The sequence below is a fragment of the Microbacterium xanthum genome (genome assembly GCF_034531355.1).
Classification (GTDB): domain Bacteria; phylum Actinomycetota; class Actinomycetes; order Actinomycetales; family Microbacteriaceae; genus Microbacterium; species Microbacterium xanthum.
The window spans coordinates 331,724-354,321 of record NZ_JAWHUE010000003.1; the positions used below are offsets into that span (position 1 = coordinate 331,724).

Below are 22,598 nucleotides of genomic sequence, written 5' to 3' on the forward strand. Positions count from 1 at the left end.
GCTGCGCGGCGGTGTCGATCCCGATGTGCCGGGCGGCGAAGGGCGTCGATCCGACGCTCACGCCGGTCCGCCGGTGAGTTCGGCGTACGCGGCGTGGTCGAGCAGATCCGCGACCGCGGCCGGGTCGACGGTGAGCTTGACGAGCCAGCCGCAGCCGAACGGGTCGGAGTTGACCAGCGACGGGTCGTCGACGGCGGCGTCGTTGACCTCGACGACCGTTCCGGACAAGGGCGCGTAGAGCTCCCCGACGGACTTCGTCGACTCGATCTCGCCGCACACGGCATTCGCCGAGACCTCGGACCCGACACCCGGCAGCTCGACGAAGACGATGTCGCCCAGCTTCTCGGCGGCGAACGCGGTGATGCCGACCGTGGCGACATCGCCCTCCAGGGCGATCCACTCGTGCTCGGCGGTGTACTTCAGGGCGGTGAGATCGGTCATCGGTTCCTCCGATAGAAGGGCAGGGCGGTCACGGTCGCGGGGATCAGTGTTCCCCGCACATCGAGCAGAAGGTCGGTTCCGGGGGCGGCGGCGGCGGGGTCGACGAAGGCCATCGCGATGGGGTGGCCGAGGGTCGGACTCAGAGCGCCGCTGGTCACCTCGCCGACGATGTCGTCTCCGGCCAGGACGGCGTACCCTGCCCGCCCGGCACGGCGGCCGGATCCGGTGAGTCCCACCAGCACGGGCGCGTCGGGCGGCAAGGGGTTCTCCAGCGCGGATTTTCCGACGAAGTCCGCCTTGTCCCTGGCCACGACCCTGCCGAGGCCGGCCTGTTCGGGACGTACATGGCGGCTGAGCTCGTGGCCGTACAGCGGCATTCCCGCCTCGAGCCTCAGCGTGTCCCGCGCGGCGAGACCGGCCGGGACGAGTCCGAGGGGCGCGCCCACCGTCAGCAGCGCGTCCCAGAGCGATTCGCACAGCGAGTTGGGCACGAGCAGTTCGAACCCGTCTTCCCCGGTGTAGCCGGTTCGCGCGATGAGCACCCACTCCCCCGCCATCGAAGCCTGAGACCACGCGTAGTACCCGAGTGCGTCCAGCGGAGGCGAGATGTCTTCGAGGAGGCTGAGGGAGCCGAGCACCTCCTGGGCCCGAGGCCCCTGGACGGCGATGAGCGACAGATGGTCGGTCACGTCCTCGATCACGGGCATGTCACTTGCACCGGGGATCAGTGCAAAGGAGGTGGAGGGGTCTGGAGCGTTCGCGGAGAGAGCTTCAGCGGTGGGTCGCCGCCGGGATCGCTCCGCGAAGGCCCGCGAGACGGCTTCCCGGTTGGCGGCGTTGGCCACGACGAGGAAACGGTCGGCGGCGATCCGGTAGACGATGACGTCGTCGACGATCCCCCCGTCCTCGGAGAGGACGAGGGAGTACTTCGCCTTCCCATCGACCATGGCCGAGGGCTTCCCGGATAGCGCGTAGTCCAGGAAGGGGGCGGCGTCGGGCCCCGTGATGAGGAACTCGGCCATATGGGAGATGTCGAACAGGCCCGCCGCCTCGCGGACGGCGCGGTGCTCGGCGAGATCCGAGGTATAGCGGACGGGCATGAGCCAGCCGCCGAAGTCGGTGAACGAGGCGCCCAGGGCCTCGTGTCGCGTGTGCAGCGCGGTGGTGCGGGGGTCGGTCATGAGTTCTCCCGGTTCTCCTCGGGCACCCGCTCGGCTGAACGGATGTGAACTCCCCCTCTGTCATGGGCCTGAGAGTTTCGTCCGGGGGCCGGACTTTCACCGTCGGCGGACCCCCGCGGACGGGGATCGCTTTTCAGAGTCGGCCAGATCGGAGCGGTACGCGTTACCTGAGAGATTGGCGGGGAGGCTTGCTCCTTCGGTGCCCGGTCACCCGGGGCTCTCCCGACCCGATCATCGGCCTGTATTGACGTGCGGGTCCAGCATAGCCAGTCGGTCACGCGGAGTAACACGATTGTGCAGATCCGAGCGGCATGCCGCAGGCTGGTTCTGTTCCCACACCGACGGCGGTGCGCCTCACCGCCCGGTGGAGCGCCCGTCGTGCCTCATCATGATCACGACATCACACCTGTTCAAAACCTTCTCCGGCGTCCGCGCCCTCGACGATGTGTCCCTGACGGTCCCCGAGGGCGAGATCTTCGGCGTCGTCGGCACCAGCGGTGCCGGAAAGAGCACGCTCATCCGCACCATCAACGGGCTCGAGAAGCCCGATTCGGGCACGGTCGACGTGGCAGGACGCCAGATCACGACGCTCACGGGCGAGGCGCTTCGCGACGCGCGACACGACATCGGAATGATCTTCCAGCACTTCAACCTGCTGTCGCGGCGGACGGCGGCCGGCAACGTCTCCCTCGCCCTCGAAGCGCGGGGCGTGCCGCGCGCCGAGCGCTCGGCGCGCGTCGGGGAGATCCTCGACCTCGTCGGTCTGGCCGACAAGGCGGGCGCGTACCCCGCGGAACTCTCCGGCGGGCAGAAGCAGCGCGTGGGGATCGCCCGTGCGCTGGCGACCAATCCGCGCGTTCTGCTGTCCGATGAGGCCACGAGCGCCTTGGATCCCGAGACGACCCTGAGCATCCTCGAGCTCCTGCGCCGACTGAACCGCGAACTGCGACTGACCGTGCTGCTCATCACGCACGAGATGGATGTCGTCAAGGGCGTGTGCTCGTCGGCGGCCCTCATGGAACGTGGACGGATCGTCGAGACCGGTCGGCTGCAGGATCTGCTGCGCACCCCGGGCTCGGTGATCGCACGGCAGCTGTTTCCGCTCGGTGCCGTACCGACGGCCGCCGAAGGCACCGTCCTGGATGTGACCTTCACCGGGCTGTCCGCCGATGAGCCCGTGATCACGCGACTCGCGCGTCGGCACACCGCCGATGTCGGACTGCTCGGCGCGGCGATCGAGACGATCGACGGCGTGCAGACCGGTCGCACCCGCCTCCGGATCCCCGTCGGTGCGGATGTGGCTGCGGTCGTCGCCGACCTCCGCTCTCAGGATCTCGTCGTCGAAGAGGTGAGCCGCGCATGATCGACTCCGCGGACCCCGGATTCTGGTCGGATCTGGTCGAGAACGTCGCCCGGGCCACGTGGGAGACCCTGTACATGGTGCTGGCGACCATGATCATCACCTGGGTCGTCGGCCTGGCGATCGGCGTGGCGCTCGTGGCGACCGACCGCGGCGGCATCCTCCAAGCCCCCTTCGGCAGTCGGGCGCTCGGCCGTGCGATCAACATCGTGCTCGCGGTCATCGTCAACGTCACCCGTTCGGTGCCTTTCGTGATCCTCATGATCGCCCTCATCCCGGTCACCTTCGTGCTCATCGGGACCTCGTTCGGATCGACGGCCGCGATCGTCCCGCTGAGCGTCGCGGCGATCCCGTTCTTCGCCCGCATCGTCGAGATCGCGGTACGTGAGGTCGCCCCCGGCAAAGTGGAGGCCGCCGACGCCCTGGGGGCGACCCGCTGGCAGATCCTCACGAAGGTCCTCGTGCCGGAGGCGATGCCCGCCATCGTGCTCGGGTTCACCACCACGGTCGTCTCGATCATCAACTTCTCCGCCATCGCCGGCGTGATCGGCGCCGGCGGGCTGGGCGACCTCGCAATCCGCTACGGCTATCAGCGGTACAGCACCGAATACATCGTGGCGGTCGTCCTGGTGCTCCTCGTCCTCGTCCAGGCGCTGCAGTCAACGGGAGGGTTCCTCGCGCGGCGCCTCGACCACGAGCGGCCGCGTGCGCGCCGCCGCGAAACATCCGCCGCCGACGCGGATCCCCCAGGCTCTCCCACCGACCGCCCCGTCGGCTGACCTTCCACCGAAAGGACTTCCATGTCTCGCTTTCTCCGTCCCGCCGTGGGACTCGCCGCCGTCGCGGCCGCCGCTCTGACCCTGTCCGCGTGCTCCGGCACCGCCGACTCCGAGCCCGTCTCGGCGGACGATCTCGGCACCCTCGTGGTCGGTGCGACCGCCGTCCCCGCCGGCGAGATCCTCGCCTTCGTGCAGGAGAACCTCGCCGAGGAGGCCGGTCTCGACCTCCAGATCACCGAGTTCAGCGACTACAACACGCCGAACCCCGCCCTGGCCCAGGGCGCCACCGACGCGAACCTGTTCCAGCACAAGCCGTTCCTCGATCTGTTCACCGAGGACTCCGGGGAGGACCTGGTCTCGGTGGGTGAGGTCTACCTGCCGCCGCTGGCTCTCTACTCCGAGACCGTCGACTCCATCGAGGAGCTGCCCGACGGCGCGTCGATCGCCCTGCCCAACGACGCGAGCAACGAGTCCCGCGCTCTGCTGCTGCTCGCCGACGCCGGACTCATCGAGACCACGGACGCACCGACGACCGTCGCAGACATCACCGCCAACCCCCGCGATTTCGCCTTCACCGAGATCGACGCCGCGAGCCTGCCGACCGCCCTGCAGCAGCAGGACGCCGCCATCGTGAACTTCAGTTTCGCCGCCGCGGCGGGCTTGTCCGGTGACCTCCAGATCCTGACCGAGTCGACCGACAGCCCCTACTTCAACATCCTCGCCACGCGCGGCGACCTGAGCGAGGACCCGCGCATCATCACGCTGTACGAGCTGCTCACCTCCGACGAGACCCAGGAGTGGATCATCGAGAACTACGACGGGCTGGTCATCCCCGCCGAGTGACTCGGAGGAGGACAGATGAAGGGGGTGGGACGCTTCGGCGCCCCACCCCCTTCATGAGTGTTCGGTGAAGAGACCGGTCAGGTGGTACAGGTGCCCGAAGAGACCGCGTCGACCAGGGCCGGCGCGGCGGCGACCACCTCGATCAGCTCGGAGTTGGTCGCCGCGTAGCCCCGTGTGTCGTCGTTCTGCCCCCGGGCGAAGACGATCCCCACGACGACTCCGTCCCCGGTCAGCACCGGGCCGCCGGAGTTGCCGGGTCGGACAAGGGCCTCGAGCGTGTAGATCTCACGTGGCGCGGACTGCTCGGAATAGATGTCGGGAACGGGCACGGTGCCGGTGGAGAGCACCTGCGCGTTGTTCTGGGTGAACGGGCCGCCCAGCGGATAGCCCTGCACGACGGCGGCGGACCCGGGGGTGAGCACGTCGCCGAGCTCGAGCGGGTCGGCATTCAGCCCCTCGACGGCGATGACGGCGATGTCGTCCACGGCGTCGAAGTAGACCACGCGACCGGCGAGCGCCTGACCGCCGGGAAGTTGGACGAGGGGCTCGTCGACCCCCGCGATCACGTGCGCGTTGGTCACCACCCGGTCGTCGGCGATGACGAACCCGCTGCCGGTGGAACTCGTGCCGCATGCGTAGGCGGTGCCGGACACGCGGGCGACCGATGCCGCCGCGGCGGACAGCTCCGGATCGTCCAGCGCGATCGGCGGCTCGGTGGCCTGCACCTGTGGGGCGAGCAGCTCACCGACACGGGGGATGCCGTCATCGAGCACGAGGGAGCGCAGCTGGGCCATCGCCTGCGCGACGGGGGTCGGCGTGTAGCGATCGACCGTCTGCAGGACGCGGGACGATCCGATCATGGGCGCCAGGGTCGGCGCACCGGTGGCCGTCACACTCGCGCCGATCAGTGACAGGGCGAGGGCCGTGACGACCACGCCTGCGGCGGCCCCGAGGAGGCGGTCCACCACGCGCAGGGGCGTGCGATCGACACCCGAGCGGATGCGGCCGGCGATGCCGGCGCCGATCGCCGTCCCGCCGAGGACGAGCAGCAGCGCGAGACCGACGACCACGAGCGAGCGCCACTCCGGATAAGGCCACGCGTCGTTGACGAGGGGGACCAGCCACCACGCCGCGAGCACCCCGGCGACGAGGCCGATCAACGACCCGAGGCTGGCGATGAATCCCCGCACCGCACCGACGACCAGCGCGATGACGAGCATCACGATCAGCACGATGTCCAGCAGCAGCACGACCCCTCCTCCTCGAACCCTAGAGGGCGCACCTATGAGAGCGCCCGATGCCTCACGGTTGGAGTTCTGGTCATATCGACACTAAGATCGGTCGAGGAGGTAATGGTCATGGTGACACGAAGTCGGTCGACGGATGAGGACATCACGCGCGTCGCCGTTTCGACGGTGATCTTCACCGTGCGCCGCAGCGGCGACGCCACGACCCTGAGCATTCCGATGGTCCGCCGCACCCGCGACCCGCATGAGGGGCAGTGGGCACTCCCCGGCGGATGGCTCGACGCGGCCGAAGGGCTCGACGCCGCGGCGTCGCGGACGCTCGCGGAGACCACCGGCCTCCAGCCCAGCTACCTCGAGCAGCTCTATGCCTTCGGCGACGTCGACCGGTCCCCCAGCCGGGTCGTTTCGATCGTGTACTGGGCACTGCTGCGTCAGGACGACGTGGACGCGCAGCTGGCCGCGCACGCCGCAGACGGCGATGCCCCCGAGAACGTCGCCTGGTTCGACGCGGCGGAGTTGCCCCGACTGGCTTTCGACCACAACGACATCGTGGACTACGCGCTGTGGCGACTGCGGAACAAGGTCGGGTACAGCCGGATCGCCCACGGGCTCCTGGCCGACGAATTCACCCTCGCGGAGCTGCGCGAGGTCTACGAAGCGGTCCTGCGCCGCCGCCTGGACCCGGCGAACTTCCGGCGCCAGGCGGAGGGGTCGGGCACGTTGATCCCGACCGAGCGTTTCCGCACCGGCAGCCATCGCCCCGCCCGCCTGTACCGCTACAACCGCGACGTGGAGCTGGCCGACCGCGGCCCGCTCGGCGTGCGCGCCTGAGTCCGAGACCACCCGAAGAGAAGAGGACGCCATGACCACCACATCCGTCACGGTGCAGTCCCACCCGGTCGACCCGTCCGTCGATCACCTCATCCAGCAGATCGTCGCCGGCCCCGACACCTCGGCGACATGCTCAACCGATCTCGCCGTCGGCCCGTGGGAGATCGACCGCGATCCCGGCTACGGACCGGGGGCCTCGATGGGGGATGTGATCCCCACGGGCGCGCCGCGCCAGGGCGAGCTCCCCGCCGAGTACCGCGAGGCGGACGACGAGGCGCTCGATGCCCGCATCCGAGCCGCCAAGAAGGCCCTCGGCGAGCGCGTCGTGGTCCTCGGCCACTTCTACCAGCGCGATGAGGTCGTCACCCACGCGGACTACGTGGGAGATTCCTTCCAACTGGCCAACGCGGCACTCGAACACCCCGATGCCGAGGCGATCGTCTTCTGCGGTGTCCATTTCATGGCCGAGACGGCCGACCTGCTCTCCGGCCCCGAGCAGGCCGTCATCCTGCCCAATCTCGCCGCGGGGTGCTCGATGGCCGACATGGCCGACATCGACCAGGTCGAAGAGTGCTGGGAGCAGCTCGAAGAGGTCTACGGCGACATGACCACCGCAGATGCGGACGGCCGCGTTCCGGTCGTGCCGGTCACGTACATGAACTCCTCCGCCGCCATCAAGGGCTTCGTCGGTCGCCACGGCGGCATCGTGTGCACGTCCTCGAACGCCCGGACGGTGCTGGAATGGGCGTTCCAGCGAGGCCGCCGCGTCCTCTTCTTCCCCGATCAGCACCTGGGCCGCAACACCGCCAAGGCAATGGGTGTCCCACTGGACCGCATGCCGATGTGGGACCCGAACCGCCCCCTCGGCGGGACGGACGCGCGGACGCTCGCCGACGCCGAGGTGATCCTGTGGCACGGGTTCTGCTCGGTGCACCGCCGGTTCACGGTGGATCAGATCGCCAAGGCGCGCGCCGAGCATCCCGGCGTGCGCGTGATCGTGCACCCCGAGTGCCCCATGCCCGTCGTCGACGCGGCGGACGAGTCGGGGTCGACCGACTACATCCGCAAAGCCATCGCCGCGGCCACCGAGCCGACGACCTTCGCGATCGGCACCGAGATCAACCTCGTCCAGCGTCTGGCCGCCGAGCATCCGCAGCACACGATCTTCTGCCTGGATCCGGTCGTCTGCCCCTGCTCGACGATGTATCGCATCCACCCGGGCTACCTCGCCTGGACGCTCGAGGGTCTCGTCGCCGGAGAGGTGCGCAATCGGATCACGGTCACGCCGGACGTCGCCGATCCCGCGCGCGTGGCCCTCGAGCGGATGTTGGCGGCCAAGCCGCCGGCATCATGAGGGTGATCCGATGACCTCTCTGGTCGTGGTCGGAAGCGGCATCGCCGGGCTCACGACAGCACTGCGCGCCGCCTCCCTCGGCGCGGAGGTGACCGTCGTGGCCAAAGCTGCCCTCGAGGACACCGCGACCGCGTGGGCGCAAGGCGGCATCGCCGCCGTGACCTTCCCGGACGACTCCGTCGAGGACCACGTCCGCGACACCCTCGCCGCCTCGGCCGGACTCGGTGACGCCGCCGCAGCGGGGATCGTCGCCGCCGGGGGCGCCGAGGTGATCGCCGAGCTGATCTCCCACGGCGTCGTCTTCGACACCGACTCCTCAGGCCGTTTCGTCCGCGGGCTCGAAGCCGCGCACTCGTACCCCCGTGTGATCCATGCCGGCGGCGATGCCACCGGGCTCGAAATCCAGCGGGCCCTCTCCGCCGCCGCCCGCGCCCACGACGGGATCGTCGTCCGCGAACACGAGATGGCCGCCGACGTGGTGCTCGACGGGGGACGCGCCCGCGGCATCCGCCTTCTGCGCGGCGGGGTCCTTCACGCCGACGCGGTGGTCCTGGCCACCGGCGGCGCCGGTGCGCTGTTCGCACACACCACCAATCCTTCGGTCGCCACCGGAGACGGCCTCGCCATGGCATTGCGCGCCGGTGCCGCGGTCGCCGATCTGGAATTCGTACAGTTCCACCCCACCGTGCTCCACGCCCCCGGGGCCTTCCTCGTCTCCGAAGCCGTGCGTGGGGAGGGCGCCTTGCTCGTGGACGAGACCGGCCACCGCTTCGTCCTCGACGTGCATCCCGATGGCGAGCTCGCCCCGCGCGACGTCGTCGCACGCGCGATCGCCGACGCGATGGCCCAGGGCCGGCAGGTGTTCCTCGATGCGACCTCCCTCCGCGGCGGCACGGCGGGGAACGCCGCGTTCCTCGCGAGCCGCTTCCCGACGATCGACCGCGCGGTGCGGGCCGCGGGAATCGACTGGTCGGCGCAACGGGTGCCCGTCACCCCTGCTGCGCACTACCTCATGGGCGGTGTCGTGACAGACCTCGACGGTCGCACCAGCATCCCCGGCCTGTTCGCCGCCGGAGAGACCGCCCGCACCGGACTGCACGGCGCCAATCGACTCGCGTCCAATTCCCTCCTCGAGGGGGCGGTCTTCGGCTCCCGGGTCGGTGCCGCGGCCACCTCGGCGCCGCGCTCCCGCGGTCGCGTCGGCCCCGACGCGGCGGGGCCGGGGCCGCTGCCACGACAGGCCCCGCCACGCGCGGACCTGCCCTTCTCGCGACGAGCGTTGCAGCGGCTCCTCTGGGATCATGCCGGCCTCCGCCGCGACGCGATCGGACTCACCCGCGCCGCGTCGACGGTCGCATCGTGGCGCGCCAGCCGTGCCGCCCAGGTCGCCGACGCCGCCGCGGCCGAGGACGACAACCTGCTGCTGGTCGCCGAGCACCTGCTCGCTGCGGCACACGCGCGGCGGGGTTCGGTCGGAGCACACGTGCGCAGCGATGATCCCTCCACCTCGGGCAAGACCGCGCCCCTTCCGGAAGCCACTCTGATCGGAGCACCATGCTGACACCGCGCGTGATCGACCGGGTCGTCGAAGCCGCCCTCGACGAGGACGCACCGTGGGGCGACGTCACCAGCGAGACCCTCATCCCCGAAGATGCGATCGCCCGCGCCGAGCTGACCTCGCGCGAACCCGGCGTCTTCGCCGGCGGCGAGGTGTTCTCCGCGGCGTTCCGCCTCACCGACCCGTCCATCCACGTCGACGTGCGTTACCGCGAGGGCGAGGCTTTCGCCGCGCGCCGCACCCTCGCGGTCGTCACCGGACCCGCCCGGGCGGTGCTGACCGCCGAGCGCGTCGGGTTGAACTTCGTGCAGCGTATGTGCGGCGTCGCCACGCTCACCGCCCGATACGTCGCAGAGGTCGCCCACACCGGCGCGCGCATCGCCGACACCCGCAAGACGACGCCGCTGCTTCGGGCTTTCGAACGTCACGCGGTCCGCTGCGGCGGAGGCCACAACCACCGCACCTCGCTCAGCGACGCGGTGATGGCCAAGGACAACCATCTGGCCGTCCTCCGCGAGCGGGGGGTCTCCGTGACCGCCGCGCTGAACGGCGCGATCGCGCGCCTTCCCCACACGACCCACGTCGAGGTCGAGGTCGATCGCCTCGACCAGATCGATGCGGTCCTGGCCGCCGGCGTGGGAACGATCATGCTCGACAACTTCACCCTCGACGACCTGCGGGCCGGTGTCCGGCGCATCGGCGGACAGGCGACCGTGGAGGCGTCCGGCGGCATCTCCCTCGACACCGTGAAAGACATCGCCGAGACCGGCGTGGACGTCATCTCGGTCGGCGCGCTGACCCACTCCGCGCGCGCTCTCGACCTCGGTCTCGACATCCGCGTCGACCTCGACGAGTGACACCGTGACCGCCCTCTACCTCGACAACGCCGCCACGACGCCGATGCGGCGTGAGGTGCTCGAGGCCATGGCCCCCCTGCTGACGACCACGTACGGCAACCCCTCCAGCCACCACACCGTCGGCGAACGGGCGGCAGCGTCGCTGGATGACGCGCGCCGTCGCGTCGCGCGCGTGCTCGCCGTACGTGCCGGCGACATCGTGTTCACCTCCGGGGGCACCGAAGCGAACAACCTTGCGGTCAAGGGGATCGCCCTCGCCGCGATGCAGGCCAGCGGGGCACGGCACGTGGTGACGACCCCGATCGAGCACGAGTCGGTGCTCGCATCGGTCGATCATCTGCAACGCCTGCACGGCTTCGAGGTCACGATGCTCACGGTCGACCGGCACGGGCGCGTCGACCCCGGCGAGATGGCCCGCGCGGTCCGCGCCGACACGGCCGTCGTCTCGATCGGATTGGCCAACAACGAGATCGGCACCGTGCAGGACGCACCCGCCCTCGTCGAGGCGAGCGGGCGGGTACCGCTGCATCTGGATGCCGTCCAAGCGGCGGGGTGGTTGCCGTTGGCCTCCCTCGGCGCCGACGCGTTGAGCCTGGCGGGCCACAAGTTCGGGGGCCCGAAGGGGATCGGCGTGGCGATGGTGCGAGGGCGGATCCCCGTCGAACCCGTCCTGCACGGCGGTGGCCAGCAGCGCGGGCGCCGCTCCGGGACCGAGAACGTCGCCGGGGCCGTCGGGCTGGCCGCCGCCCTCGAACTGGCTGAAGCCGAGCGCGCGGATGCCGCGGAGCGCGTCAGCCGCATCCGCGACGCGTTCATCGAGAGGGTGCTCGCATCCGTTCCCACCGCCCGGCTGACGGGGCACCCCGTCTCACGCCTGCCCGGGACGGCGAGCTTCACCTTCGCGGGAACGAGCGGCGAAGCGGTGCTGCTGGAGCTCGAACGTCGTGGCGTGGTCTCCTCGAGCGGGTCGGCCTGCGCGGCGGGAAGCGACGACCCCTCGCACGTTCTCACCGCCCTCGGACTCGCCCCCGACCTCGCCCGCACCGCCGTGCGGTTCACCCTTCCGCACACCTGGGACGGCCCCCTCGACACGGTCGCGGATGCCGTTGCGGACGCGGTCCGCGCCGTGTGAGGACTGCGGCGACCTAGGATCGGGGACGTGATGCGCACCTCGATCACGATGATCGTGCCCGGATGGAACGTGGGCCCCTACGCCCCCGCCGCCCTGGCGTCGCTGCGGGCGCAGACGCGCACCGACTGGAACGCCGTCCTCATCGACGACGCCTCGGATGACGACACCGCGGAGATCTTCGACGCAGCGGCTGCCGCCGACGAGCGGTTCCGGGTGGTCCGTCACGGCGCCCGCCGCGGTCTCGGTGCCGCCCGCAACACCGGGCTCACCCTCGTCGGGACCCCCTTCCTCGGGTTCCTCGACGCCGACGACGAACTGACGCCGTCGGCGCTGGCCGTCCTCGTGGGCGCGCTCGAGGAGACCGGGAGCGACTTCGTCGCCGGCGCGTACACCCGGCTTCGACCCGACGCGAACGGCGGATACCGCGAAGGCGAGGTGCAGCCGTGGGTGAAGGCCGCGACGGCTCCCGCCCGCCGCGCCACGACCCTCGGCGATCATCCGAGCGCCGGCGGCAACATCGTGGCGTGGTCGAAGGCGAGTCGGACCTCGTTCTGGCACCGCGCCGGCCTCGCCTTCCCGGAGGACCGGCTCTACGAGGATCAGGTGATCGCGCAGCAGATGTACACCCGGGCGCGACGCTTCGACACCGTGGCAGATGTCGTGGTGCGGTGGCGGGTTCGCCCGGACGGTTCGTCGATCACGCAGCAGGAGGAGCGTCTCGAGGTCCTGCGCGATTGCCTGGATGCGATGGAAGGCGGCCTCGACGTCCTCCGGACGGCAGGATTCCCGGCCGCGGTGCAGGAGCGCGTGCACCTGATCCTGACGATGGATCTCCCGCGCCTGACAGCGATCGCGCACTCCCACCCCGATCCGACCTACCGCCGGCTTCTCGGCGCCTTCACGCGACGGGTCTGGTCGCAGGCCGAGGCTGCCCGGGCCCGCCTGGACCCGACGCAGCGTTCGTGGGTGGACGCCGTCACCCTCTGGTGATCGGACCGCGCGCCACCGGGTCGTCCGGCGCCCGGTCGGCGCGTCGATCGGGCAGCGGCGGGTGTGGTTCGGACTCCTCGGTCTCGAGGATCCGCGAAGCGGCGAGCTGCTGCGCGGCCAGCTCGGCGTACAGACCTCCGTGCGCGAGAAGCTCGGCGTGGGTACCCGACTCGACGATGCGCCCACCGTCGACGACGTGGATCACGTCGGCCGAGATGACCGTCGACAAGCGGTGGGCGATCGACAGCGTCGTCCTCCCCCGCGATGCGGCGTCCAGAGCCGCCTGCACCACACGTTCCGACACCGTGTCCAACGCCGAGGTGGCCTCGTCCAGGAGCAGCACGGGCGGATCCTTGAGCATCACCCGCGCGATGGCGATGCGCTGCTTCTCCCCGCCGGACAGGCGATACCCACGTTCGCCGACCACGGTGTCGTATCCGTCGGCGAAGCGCTCGATGACGTGGTGGATGTGCGCCGCCCGGCAGGCTGCCTCTAGCTCATCGTCGGTGGCGTCGGGCTTGGCGTACCGAAGGTTCTCGCGGATGCTGGCATGGAACAGGTACGTCTCCTGCGAGACGATCCCGACGTGGTCGATGATCGAGGCCCCCCGCAAGGTCTCCACGTCGGCACCGGCGAAGCGGACCTCCCCCGCGCTCGCCGCATACATCCGCGGCGTGAGGTAGAGGATCGTGGTCTTCCCCGCCCCGGAAGGCCCCACGAAGGCCACGTGCTGCCCGGGCTCGGCGCGGAAGGACACCCCGTCGAGGGTCGCCGTCGTTCCGGCGGCGGCATCGGGGTACCGGAACTGCACGTCTCGGAACTCCACGCTGCCCAGCGGACCGGGCGCCTGCCCCACGTCGATCGCATCGGACCGGTCGACGATGGCCGGGGTCAGGTCGAGGTACTCGAAGATTCGCGCGAACAGTGCCGCCGAGGTCTGCAGGTCGAGGGCGACGCGCATGAGGCCCATGAGGGGCATCAGCAGCCGCGCCTGCACCGTGGTGAAGGCGACGATGGTGCCGGCGGTGAGATCGTCGCCGCCACCGACGATGAGCCAGCCGGCGACCAGGTAGATCACCGCCGGGACGCTGGCCATCAGCACCTGCACCACCGCGAAGAAGCCCTGCCCGCTCATCGCGCGGCGCACCTGCAGGCGGACCTGATTGCGGTTCTCGTCCTGGAAGCGTCGAGACTCGGTCCGTTGACGGTTGAAGGATGTGGACAGCAGGATTCCCGAGACACTCAGGGTCTCCTGTGTGATGGCCGTCAGCTCCGACAGCGACTCCTGCGTCTCACCGGCGATCCGCGCGCGCACCTGACCCACCCGCCGTTGGACGACGACCAGGAACGGCATGATGGCGACCGCGATGAGGGTCAGGCGCCAGTCGATGATGATCATCGCCACCAGCGACGCGACGACGGTGACGGCGTTGCCGAGGATGCTGGTGACGGTGTTGGTCAGGACCCCCGCCACACCTCCGACGTCGTTCTGCAGCCGGGACTGGATCGCCCCGGTCTTGGTGCGCGTGAAGAACGCCAGTTCCATCGACTGGAGGTGCTCGAACAGACGGATGCGCAGGTCGCCCGTGACCCTGTTGCCGACCGTCGCGGTCAGCCAGGTCTGCACCACCGACAAGCCGGACGAGAGCAGGAACAGACCCACCATCGCGGCGACCAGCGTGGTCAGCAACGTCAGGTTCGGTGCCGCACCGTCGACCGGGAACAGCGCATCGTCGAAGATGCGCTGCACCAGCAGCGGCGGGATGACGGCGACCGCCGCCGCGACCACGACGAGCACGGCGGTGATGAGGATCCGGCCCGCGTACGGTCGGAACAGCGCGATCACGCGACGACCGAGGTCCGGCACGGTCGGTGCTTCGGCGTTCCGACGACGTTGCGCCGCTTCGTCCACGCCGCGGAACGCCCCGCCGCGACCGGGGGGCGGTCCGAGCATCGTCATGGTTTCAGGCTAATCGCGCACGGTAGGCTCGGCTCCATGAGCACCTCCGCCGAACACCCCGCACACGACGGATCCGACCTCGCAGCCCTGCGCGAAGAGATCGACGAGCTGAAGAAGGTGCCCGAGGAGGAGATGGTCAACCCGACCCCCCACGGGTGGGAAGGCCGCGAACCGACCCCGGCGCCGACCGACTCGATCGGCTCGGAGCGGTGGGAAGACCGGCCCTCGCAAGACTGACGTCCCGCGCGTTCGAGGTCGTGGCCGCGATCGGGAATAGCGTCGTCGGTGGGGTCCGTTAGCCTCCTGTGAGCGGCACTGCCGCTTGTGCGCGCGTGCGCGCCTTCATGACCTCGCTCACGCGACCGATCCTCCGGAGACTCCATGGCCGCCACCGACGTGACCCCTTCGACGGGGAGCGCCTCTGTCCCGCGCCCCGAGGGCGGCACCGTGTCCGCTGACGGCAACCGCGTCATCTGGTTGCTGCTGGCGGCGGCATTCGTCGCCATCCTCAACGAGACGACGATGAGCGTCGCGATCCCGCACCTCATCACCGATCTCGACATCACGGCGGTCGCGGCGCAATGGCTGACGACGGCCTTCATGCTCACCATGGCGGTCGTGATCCCCATCACCGGGTTTCTGCTGCGACGCTTCCCGACGCGGGCGATGTTCATCGCCGCGATGAGCCTGTTCTCCCTGGGGACGCTCATCGCCCTCGTGGCCCCAGGATTCGCGGTGCTCCTGGTGGGCCGCATCGTCCAAGCGTCGGGCACGGCGATCATGATGCCGTTGCTGATGACCACCATCATGAACGTCGTCCCCCCGCATGCACGGGGGCGCATGATGGGTCGCGTCAGCATGGTGATCGCGCTGGCCCCGGCCATCGGACCCACGATGTCCGGGGTCCTGCTGGACACGCTCGGCTGGCGATGGATCTTCGGGATCGTCCTCCCGATCGCCCTGGCCGCCCTCGCCGTCGGCGCCATCTGGATCCGCAACATCGGCGAGACGATCCACGAACCCATCGATGCCCTGTCGGTCGTCCTGTCGGCCTTCGGATTCGGCGGCGTCGTGTACGGACTCAGCCAGATCGGCGGCGCAGCCGCGCACGGCGGTTCCGCCGCGGAGGAGGCGGCGGGCGCGCAGGCGACGACGACGCTGATCGTCTCGCTGTCGATCGGGGTCGTGTCCCTCGCTCTCTTCGCGTGGCGGCAGATCGCCCTGCAGACCCGCGGCGTGCCGCTGCTGGATCTGCGGGTCTTCCGCTCGGGCAACTTCTCCCTGTCGGTCGCGCAGTTCGGGTTGCTGTCGGTGTCGTTCTTCGGCGCGATCACGATCATCCCGCTCTACATGCAGAATGTTCTGCAGGTTTCCGCATCGGTCACCGGGCTCGTGGTACTCCCCGGCGCGCTCCTGATGGGCCTGGCCGGGCCCGTCGTCGGCCGCATCTACGACCGGTTCGGCCCGCGGGTGCTGCTGTTTCCCGGCTCTGTGATCGCGTCGGGGGTGCTGTGGATGTTCACCACTTTCGATCAGAACACGTCGATCTGGATGATCCTCATCGCGCAGACCGCTCTGTCGCTCGGATTGGCGATGTCCTTCACGCCGCTGTTCACGGCGTCGTTGGCTTCCCTCCCGCGCCGCTACTACTCCTACGGGTCCGCGGTCGTCAGCACGATGCAGCAGGTCGGCGGGGCGGCCGGCATCGCCCTCCTGGTCGCGGTGATGTCCGGCGTGCAAACGTCCGCGATGGACGCCGGTGTGGAGGAGATCGCCGCGGGGGCCGCCGGGACCCGTGCAGCGTTCCTGATCGCCGCGGTCGTCTCCCTGACCCTCATCGTCGGCGCGTTCTTCATCCGCAAGCCGGCCGACGACGGTGAGGGTCCCGCGCCATCGGCTCACTGAGGTCGGTAGCGGCCTCCGCCCCGGTCGGCAACCCCTCGGCAGCGGTTGCCGGGTCCTCCTACCGTGGAGGCCCACCGACCGGAGGGAGTCATACCGTGACCGAGAACATCGATGGCACGAAGGTCGCCTTCCTCCTGACCGACGGCTTCGAGGACAGCGAACTCACCAGCCCCTGGGCGGCCGTGACCGATGCGGGGGCGACGGCAGTGCTGGTCTCTCCCGCGGAGGGGTCCGTGACGGGCAAGAACGGCCACGAGCAGGCCGTCGACCTGGCCGTCGGTCGCGCCGATACGGGCGATTTCGACGCCCTGGTCCTCCCCGGAGGCGTCGTGAACGCCGATCACCTCCGGATGGACGAGGACGCGGTGCACTTCGTCCGCGGTTTCTTCGAGAGCCATAAGCCCGTGTCGGTGATCTGCCACGGGGCATGGATCCTCGCCGACGCCGGAGTCCTCCAGGGACGGACGCTCACCAGCTACCCCAGCCTGAAGACCGATCTGCGGAATGCGGGTGCGACGTGGGTCGACGAGGAGGTCGTCGTGGACCAGGGTCTGACCTCCAGCCGGACCCCCGACGATCTTCCCGCTTTCAACGCCAAGACGGTCGAGGAGATCGCCGAGGGACGGCACGCGGGTCAGACCGTGTGATCCTCACCGGATGTGAGAAGGACCGGTGACCGCACAGGTCCTTCTCACATCTGCATCACTCGCCGCCGCACGCGCTCCCGCCGCAGCAGGAGCCCTGTGACTCGGTCTGGATGGTCGTGAGGAGCTTCTTGTCGTCGACCTCGGGGGTCGGGGTGTTCGATGTCGCCATCCCCCGATGCTAACCGCGTCCTCAGGCCGTCGGCACCAGCTCGGCGTAGAGGTCGCGCACACGCCGGGCGATCTCGTCGCGGATCCCGCGCACCTCTGACAGGGGCAGGCCCGCCGGATCGTCCAGGGCCCAGTCGAGGTAGCGGCGGCCGGGCAGCACCGGGCACGCATCACCGCATCCCATGGTGATGACCACGCTCGCCGCCTGCACGGCCTCGTCGGTGAGCGGTTTGGGGAAGTCGCCGGTCGCGGGCACGCCGATCTCATCCAGCGCGGCCACGATCGTCGAACGCACCTCGGTCGCCGGTTCGGACCCGGCCGTCGCCACACGTACGCGATCACCGGCGAGGTGACGGAGGATCCCCGCGGCCAGTTGCGAGCGCCCGGCGTTTTGGACGCAGACGAAGAGCACCTCCGGGGTGTCGTCCGGCTCCCCGGCGGCGCGGGCGAGCGCGTCGAGCCTCGAGGAGGCGAACGCAGCCGTCCGGGAAGCCAGGTACGGCGTGGCGGCACCGTCGCGTCGCAGGAGCTCCAGGCTGTCCGCCACGATCGATCGAACCGTTTCCGCGGCGAAGACGCCTCGGAAACGCAGCGCGAGGTCGTCGACGATACGGTCCACGTCGGGGTCGGCCGAAGCGCTCCCCCCGAGGAACGCGGAGACCCGGTCGTACTCATCGGGCGCAATCGCGTACCAGACGCGTCGGCCCTCCGGTTCGCGGACGACGAAGCCCTCCGCCAGGAGGGACTTCATATGGTGACTCACGGTCGGCTGGGTCAGTTCCAGCGCACCGGCGAGCTCGCCCACCAGCGCGCGCTGGTCGGCGCGATCCCGGATCAAGCGCAGGATCCGCGATCGCGTCGGGTCCGCGAGCACAGCGAGACGACGCTGTTCGACCTCGAGTGCGGGATCCATAGACCTCAGTCTATCTCTGCGGGGTCTCGCCCTTTCGATCCGGCCCGGGCTCTATGCGACAGCTGTAGATTAGAAGTGGGTTCGTGACGTCAGCCGAAGACCCGAGCCTCAACGAAGAGAGAAAGGTGCAGACATGGCACGCGTACAAGACAAGGTCGTTCTCATCAGCGGTGGCGCCCGGGGAATGGGAGCGTCGCACGCTCGACTCCTCGCCTCCGAGGGGGCGAAGGTCGTCATCGCCGACATCCTCGACGAGGAAGGCGAGGCGCTCGCCGCCGACATCGGTGACGCAGCCCGCTACGTCCACCTCGACGTGACCGACTTCGACCAGTGGCAGGCAGCGGTCGCGCGGGCGGTCGAGGCCTTCGGCGGCCTCGACGTCCTGGTCAACAACGCGGGGATCGCCAACTTCGGTTCCATCGAGGAGTACTCGCTCGAGGACTGGGACAAGATCATCGCGATCAACCTCACCGGCGTCTTCTACGGCACCAAGGCCGTCATCGATGCGATGAAGCAGCGCGAGAGCGGATCGATCATCAACATCTCCTCGACCGCGGGGTTGCAGGGCTACGAGGCGCTTCCGGGGTACAACGCTGCGAAGTTCGGTGTCCGCGGGCTCTCGAAGAGCACCGCCCTCGACCTCGGGAAGTACAACATCCGCGTCAACTCGGTTCACCCCGGTGTGATCCGCACACCCATGACCGAAGCGCTGGAGACACCGCAGAACCATGTCGCGCTCCACCGCGTGGGCGAGCCCATCGAGCTGTCGAACATGATCCTGTTCCTCGCGTCGGACGAGTCGAGCTTCTCCACCGGCTCCGAATTCGTCGCGGACGGCGGCGAGACGGCGGGGCTGTCCCACTACGAATCCTGAACCGGAGCGGGGACGCGGTCGGCTCTCGCCATCGCGCCCCCGCGCTCCGGCTAGCCTGGGGAGCGAGGCGGGCGCCCGGTCAGGCGAGAGGGGAGAGCCGATGCGGGAGGATCCGCGGTTCGTCCGCAGTCGCACCCTTCTGACCGGCACGCTCCACCGCCTCGTCCGCACCGTTCCGTTGGCCGAGATCTCGGTGTCGGCTCTCTGCCAGGAGGCGGGCGTGCACCGCACGACGTTCTATCGACACGCCGGGAGCGTGCGCGAACTCGCCATCACGACGTTCGCGGCCGACGTCGGCGAGCTGACGACCGTCACGATCGCACCCGACGCGGAGTCACCGCACGAGGCCGCCCGCCGGTACCGGGACTCGTTGCGCGATGTCCTCACGTTCGTCGCCGCCGACCGCGGGCTGTATCGCGCCCTGTTCGGCTCCGACGCCCACGATTCCCTCGCCGGCGCCCTCGGAGCGGTCATGCGTCCGCAGGCTCGGAAAGCCGTGCAGGTCTTCCGCCGTCAGGGCGTCGCGGGCGCGCCGACCTCGGACCACGCGGGCGAGGAGGCCGCAGCCTTCATCGCCGGCGCTTTCGTCGGTGTTCTCGAGGCGTGGGTCGACTCGCAGGAGACCGACGCCGAGGCGGCGGCGGATCGCATCTCCACGCTCATGCCCGGCTGGTGGCCGAACCCGCGCGCGGGCCGACCCACTAATCTGGGGCGGTGAACCCGCACTCCCTGCCCCACGGCGCCGTGCTGCGCCCCGCGCGACCCGGCGACGAGGCGGGCCTGCTCGACTGCATCCACCAGCTCGCCGCGTACGAACGCGAGCGCGACGCGGTCCGCAACACCACCGAGATGATCGCCGACACCTTCTTCGGCCCCGACCCGAAGGCCTTCGCCCACGTGGTCGAACGCGACGGCCTGATCGTGGGCATCGCCGTATGGTTCCTCACCTATTCCACGTGGACCGGCACGCACGGCATCTGGCTCGAGGACCTCTTCGTCTGTGAGAGCGAGCGGGGACGAGGCTTCGGCACGGCGCTCATCGCCTCCCTCGCGGCGTTGTGCCGCGAACGCGGGTACGCACGTCTGGAATGGACCGTGCTCGACTGGAATGCGCCGTCGATCGCCTTCTACCGCTCGCTGGGAGCCGCGCCCATGGACGAGTGGACGACACAGCGCCTCGCTGGAGACGAGCTCGCTGCGCTCAGCACAGCCCTGCGTCGACGCGCCGGTACTCAGCCCTGACGGCCCTTGAAACGCGGGTTCAGCTTGTTGATGACGTAGACGCGCCCCCGGCGACGCACGACCTGCGCACCGGGCTGGTTCTTGAGGGACTTGATCGACGCGCGCACCTTCATGGCGGTCCTTTCTGTTGAGAATGATTTTCATTCTAGGCTAGAGTGGCGGCCCTGCCCCCGCAAACGGAAGCGAGACTCCATGCAGCGACGGACCGTCCTCACCACGGGCCTGTGCGCGCCGGCGCGTCGTCGCTATGCGGGCGAGATCTCCGTCGCCCTCGCACAGCCGGTCATCACAGCCTCCGCACTGCCGCGCGACGAACGCGACCGCCTCCTCGAACACACGATCACCCGGGCCCGAGACAGCGGTGACACGATCGTCGTCGACACGCCGACCGACGCCGACCTCCCCCCGCTGCTCGACGCCGTCGCCGGCGAGGTCGTGTGCATCGTCGACGCGCGCCGCCTCCTCGACGACCTGCGCGACCGCAGCGCACTGGCCCCTCCGGCGCACGCGCAGGACGACCGCGGCGACGTCGGCGCGCGCGCCCGACACGCCGCACATCTCGTCGAGTGCGCGTCGCTCGTGGTCTTCATCGACTGGGAGGGCGTCGAGACCTCCCGCTTGTCGGTCATGATGGCCGTCGTGTCGCACCTGAACCCCACAGCGCGCATCCGACTCTCCCGCAGCGCGACCGAGGATCTGCGGGCACTGGCCGAGAGCCCTCCGGGGCCGGCATGGCGTGAGCGCGCCGGGTGGGTCCACGCCCTCAATGACGAACACACGCCCTTCATGCGCGACCCCCGCGTGGTTACCGTCCGTTACGAGCAGCTACGCCCGTTCCACCCGGCGCGCCTGGCGCACCAGCTCGACGTGATCGATGCCGGCACGTGTGGCACGCTCGTGCGCTCGGTGGGATTCTGCCGACTCGCCACTCGACCGGGGGTTCTGGCGCGATGGGAGCAGGCGGGGTCGGCGATGTGGCTGGACCCCCTCGAGGCGGACGAAGGGTGGCGCACCACCGTTCAGGAGATCGCATTCACCGGGATCGACCTCGATGTCGCCGAGTTGACACGCCGCTTCGACGACGCCGCCCTCACCGACGCGGAACTGGCCGCGGGGCCGACCGCCTGGGAGCAGCTGCCGGACCCGCTCCCCCCGTGGCCGGCGACGATCGACGAGACCGGCAGCTGACGCCGCCGTCCCGCTCGGCTGCCGCGAGGTCAGACTGCCGGCGACACCTCGCTGAGCAGCTCTTCCACATGGGCGCGGATCTCATCACGGACGGCGCGCACGCCGTCGATGTCCAACTCGGCCGGATCCGCCAGGTGCCAGTCGAGGTAGCGCTTGCCGGGGTAGAGCGGGCACGCGTCGCCGCACCCCATCGTGACCACCGCGTCGGCGGCGCGCACCACGTCGTCGGTGAGGGGCTTGGGGAACTCTTCCCCCACCTCGACGCCGATCTCCTCGAGGACCGTCACGACCGCGGGAAGGATCCCCACGCCCGACGGGTTCGATCCGGCGGAGCGGACGTGCACGCGTCCCTTCGCCAAATGGCGCGTGAGGGCGGCCGCCATCTGCGAGCGGCCGGAGTTCTGGACGCACACGTAGAGGACCTCGGGGACCGGCTTGGCGAGGACACCCTTCGACTGCGCGAGCGCCGTCAGGCGATCCAACGCGAAGCGCTCGGCGAGGGAAGAAAGATGGGTCTTGACCACCGCGGTCCGGCCGAGCGCCGCGTAGGACTCGAACACCACACGATCGACCGTCTCCGGGTTGACCATGCCGTCGAAGCGGTGAGCGAGCCGCTCCGCCGCGCGGTGCAGGACGGCGTCGGCCGACAGCAGCGCGTCTTGGCCGTGGACGCCGCTCACGCCGCGCCCTCTTCTGCATCCTCGAGCAGGTCGGCGATCAGCGCTTCGACGCGGGTGCGGATCTCGTCCCGGATGGGCCGCACCGACTCGATGCCCTGGCCGGCCGGATCGTCGAGTTCCCAGTCCTCGTAGCGCTTGCCGGGGAAGATGGGGCACGCGTCACCGCAGCCCATCGTGATGACGACATCCGACTCCTTGACCGCCTCGACGGTGAGGACCTTGGGGGTGTTCTCGGCGATGTCGATACCCTCCTCGGCCATCGCCTCGACGGCCACCGGGTTGATCTGGTCCTTGGGTGCTGACCCCGCCGAGAGCACCTCGATGCGCCCGGCACCCAGCTCGCGCAGATAGCCGGCGGCCATCTGCGACCGGCCGGCGTTGTGGACGCAGACGAACAGGACGGTCAGCTTGTCGGCCATGGAGACTCCTCGGGTGTCGGTGAATGGTC

The 22,598-nt window shown here is 69.9% G+C and carries 24 protein-coding genes and 1 riboswitch; of the genes, 16 read left to right on the plus strand and 8 right to left on the minus strand.

What is annotated here, in order from left to right:
• Positions 1–57 precede the first annotated feature (57 nt).
• Positions 58–441 (minus strand): glycine cleavage system protein GcvH, encoded by a 384-nt coding sequence (gcvH, locus tag RZO50_RS11640; RefSeq protein ID WP_322599894.1) that lies wholly within the window; start codon positions 439–441, stop codon positions 58–60.
• Positions 438–1,622: a glycine cleavage system aminomethyltransferase GcvT gene (gene gcvT / locus RZO50_RS11645; protein ID WP_322599895.1), complete on the minus strand. Its 1,185-nt coding sequence runs from the start codon at positions 1,620–1,622 to the stop codon at positions 438–440. Before gcvT ends, gcvH begins: the two co-directional genes overlap by 4 nt.
• Positions 1,623–1,766: 144 nt before the next feature.
• A riboswitch (glycine riboswitch) is annotated at positions 1,767–1,857 on the minus strand.
• 153 nt (positions 1,858–2,010) lie between these two features.
• On the opposite strand from gcvT, the gene RZO50_RS11650 reads away from it, so the two are divergent.
• Genes RZO50_RS11650 through RZO50_RS11660 form a run of 3 tightly spaced genes read left to right on the plus strand, consistent with a single transcriptional unit; the run spans position 2,011 to position 4,604 of the window.
• Positions 2,011–2,985 (plus strand): methionine ABC transporter ATP-binding protein, encoded by a 975-nt coding sequence (locus RZO50_RS11650; protein WP_322599896.1) that lies wholly within the window; start codon positions 2,011–2,013, stop codon positions 2,983–2,985.
• Positions 2,982–3,761: a methionine ABC transporter permease gene (locus RZO50_RS11655; protein ID WP_322599897.1), complete on the plus strand. Its 780-nt coding sequence runs from the start codon at positions 2,982–2,984 to the stop codon at positions 3,759–3,761. Before RZO50_RS11650 ends, RZO50_RS11655 begins: the two co-directional genes overlap by 4 nt.
• Before the next feature lie 21 nt (positions 3,762–3,782).
• Positions 3,783–4,604 carry a MetQ/NlpA family ABC transporter substrate-binding protein gene (locus tag RZO50_RS11660; RefSeq protein WP_322599898.1) on the plus strand — a complete coding sequence of 274 codons (822 nt, stop codon included), beginning with the start codon at positions 3,783–3,785 and terminating at the stop codon, positions 4,602–4,604.
• A gap of 77 nt (positions 4,605–4,681) precedes the next feature.
• On the opposite strand, the gene RZO50_RS11665 is transcribed toward RZO50_RS11660, so the two are convergent.
• Positions 4,682–5,854: a MarP family serine protease gene (locus tag RZO50_RS11665; RefSeq protein WP_322599899.1), complete on the minus strand. Its 1,173-nt coding sequence runs from the start codon at positions 5,852–5,854 to the stop codon at positions 4,682–4,684.
• A gap of 108 nt (positions 5,855–5,962) precedes the next feature.
• On the opposite strand from RZO50_RS11665, the gene RZO50_RS11670 reads away from it, so the two are divergent.
• The 6 genes from RZO50_RS11670 to RZO50_RS11695 are packed head-to-tail and all read left to right on the plus strand — an operon-like array spanning position 5,963 to position 12,573.
• Positions 5,963–6,682 (plus strand): NUDIX hydrolase, encoded by a 720-nt coding sequence (locus RZO50_RS11670; protein WP_322599900.1) that lies wholly within the window; start codon positions 5,963–5,965, stop codon positions 6,680–6,682.
• Positions 6,683–6,713: 31 nt separating this feature from the next.
• The gene (nadA, locus tag RZO50_RS11675; RefSeq protein ID WP_322599901.1) at positions 6,714–8,036 is read left to right on the plus strand and encodes a quinolinate synthase NadA; all 1,323 of its coding nucleotides are present in this window, start codon (positions 6,714–6,716) and stop codon (positions 8,034–8,036) included.
• Positions 8,037–8,046: 10 nt separating this feature from the next.
• The gene (nadB, locus tag RZO50_RS11680) at positions 8,047–9,597 is read left to right on the plus strand and encodes an L-aspartate oxidase (protein WP_322599902.1); all 1,551 of its coding nucleotides are present in this window, start codon (positions 8,047–8,049) and stop codon (positions 9,595–9,597) included.
• On the plus strand, positions 9,591–10,451 hold the full coding sequence (nadC, locus tag RZO50_RS11685; protein ID WP_322599903.1) for a carboxylating nicotinate-nucleotide diphosphorylase: 861 nt from the start codon (positions 9,591–9,593) through the stop codon (positions 10,449–10,451). The genes nadB and nadC overlap by 7 nt, the downstream gene beginning before the upstream one ends.
• 4 nt (positions 10,452–10,455) lie before the next feature.
• Positions 10,456–11,583, plus strand: a complete 1,128-nt coding sequence (locus tag RZO50_RS11690; protein ID WP_322599904.1) for a cysteine desulfurase family protein — start codon at positions 10,456–10,458, stop codon at positions 11,581–11,583.
• 30 nt (positions 11,584–11,613) lie between these two features.
• Positions 11,614–12,573 carry a glycosyltransferase family 2 protein gene (locus tag RZO50_RS11695; protein ID WP_322600028.1) on the plus strand — a complete coding sequence of 320 codons (960 nt, stop codon included), beginning with the start codon at positions 11,614–11,616 and terminating at the stop codon, positions 12,571–12,573.
• On the opposite strand, the gene RZO50_RS11700 is transcribed toward RZO50_RS11695, so the two are convergent.
• Complete coding sequence (locus tag RZO50_RS11700; RefSeq protein ID WP_416211601.1) at positions 12,560–14,527, minus strand: ABC transporter ATP-binding protein; 1,968 nt, start codon at positions 14,525–14,527, stop codon at positions 12,560–12,562. The genes RZO50_RS11695 and RZO50_RS11700 overlap by 14 nt on opposite strands.
• Positions 14,528–14,569: 42 nt before the next feature.
• On the opposite strand from RZO50_RS11700, the gene RZO50_RS11705 reads away from it, so the two are divergent.
• From RZO50_RS11705 to RZO50_RS11715, 3 genes are all read left to right on the plus strand, one after another.
• On the plus strand, positions 14,570–14,770 hold the full coding sequence (locus tag RZO50_RS11705) for a hypothetical protein (protein WP_322599906.1): 201 nt from the start codon (positions 14,570–14,572) through the stop codon (positions 14,768–14,770).
• Between the two features lie 144 nt (positions 14,771–14,914).
• The gene (locus RZO50_RS11710) at positions 14,915–16,438 is read left to right on the plus strand and encodes a DHA2 family efflux MFS transporter permease subunit (protein WP_416211597.1); all 1,524 of its coding nucleotides are present in this window, start codon (positions 14,915–14,917) and stop codon (positions 16,436–16,438) included.
• Positions 16,439–16,533: 95 nt separating this feature from the next.
• A complete protein-coding gene (locus RZO50_RS11715) occupies positions 16,534–17,085 on the plus strand; it encodes a type 1 glutamine amidotransferase domain-containing protein (RefSeq protein ID WP_322599908.1) in 552 nt (183 codons plus the stop codon).
• A gap of 190 nt (positions 17,086–17,275) precedes the next feature.
• Here the strand turns inward: RZO50_RS11715 and RZO50_RS11720 are convergent, their stop codons facing one another.
• Entirely contained in the window at positions 17,276–18,166 is an 891-nt protein-coding gene (locus RZO50_RS11720; RefSeq protein WP_322599909.1) for a metalloregulator ArsR/SmtB family transcription factor, read from the minus strand.
• Positions 18,167–18,299: 133 nt separating this feature from the next.
• Between RZO50_RS11720 and RZO50_RS11725 the strand changes: the two genes are divergently transcribed.
• The 3 genes from RZO50_RS11725 to RZO50_RS11735 all read left to right on the plus strand — a co-directional run bounded on the left by RZO50_RS11725 (position 18,300) and on the right by RZO50_RS11735 (position 20,282).
• Positions 18,300–19,040: a glucose 1-dehydrogenase gene (locus RZO50_RS11725; protein ID WP_322599910.1), complete on the plus strand. Its 741-nt coding sequence runs from the start codon at positions 18,300–18,302 to the stop codon at positions 19,038–19,040.
• A gap of 100 nt (positions 19,041–19,140) precedes the next feature.
• Complete coding sequence (locus RZO50_RS11730) at positions 19,141–19,758, plus strand: TetR-like C-terminal domain-containing protein (RefSeq protein WP_322599911.1); 618 nt, start codon at positions 19,141–19,143, stop codon at positions 19,756–19,758.
• The gene (locus tag RZO50_RS11735; protein ID WP_322599912.1) at positions 19,755–20,282 is read left to right on the plus strand and encodes a GNAT family N-acetyltransferase; all 528 of its coding nucleotides are present in this window, start codon (positions 19,755–19,757) and stop codon (positions 20,280–20,282) included. The genes RZO50_RS11730 and RZO50_RS11735 overlap by 4 nt, the downstream gene beginning before the upstream one ends.
• Here the strand turns inward: RZO50_RS11735 and ykgO are convergent.
• Positions 20,273–20,395, minus strand: coding sequence for a type B 50S ribosomal protein L36 (gene ykgO, locus RZO50_RS11740; protein ID WP_023951906.1), 123 nt, complete (start codon positions 20,393–20,395; stop codon positions 20,273–20,275). The two genes, RZO50_RS11735 and ykgO, sit on opposite strands and share 10 nt — an antisense overlap.
• A 79-nt stretch (positions 20,396–20,474) precedes the next feature.
• On the opposite strand from ykgO, the gene RZO50_RS11745 reads away from it, so the two are divergent.
• Positions 20,475–21,470 (plus strand): GTP-binding protein, encoded by a 996-nt coding sequence (locus RZO50_RS11745; protein WP_322599913.1) that lies wholly within the window; start codon positions 20,475–20,477, stop codon positions 21,468–21,470.
• Positions 21,471–21,499: 29 nt separating this feature from the next.
• Here the strand turns inward: RZO50_RS11745 and RZO50_RS11750 are convergent, their stop codons facing one another.
• Positions 21,500–22,150 (minus strand): arsenate reductase/protein-tyrosine-phosphatase family protein, encoded by a 651-nt coding sequence (locus tag RZO50_RS11750; protein WP_322599914.1) that lies wholly within the window; start codon positions 22,148–22,150, stop codon positions 21,500–21,502.
• The gene (locus tag RZO50_RS11755; RefSeq protein WP_322599915.1) at positions 22,147–22,569 is read right to left on the minus strand and encodes an arsenate reductase ArsC; all 423 of its coding nucleotides are present in this window, start codon (positions 22,567–22,569) and stop codon (positions 22,147–22,149) included. Before RZO50_RS11755 ends, RZO50_RS11750 begins: the two co-directional genes overlap by 4 nt.
• Positions 22,570–22,598 lie beyond the last annotated feature (29 nt).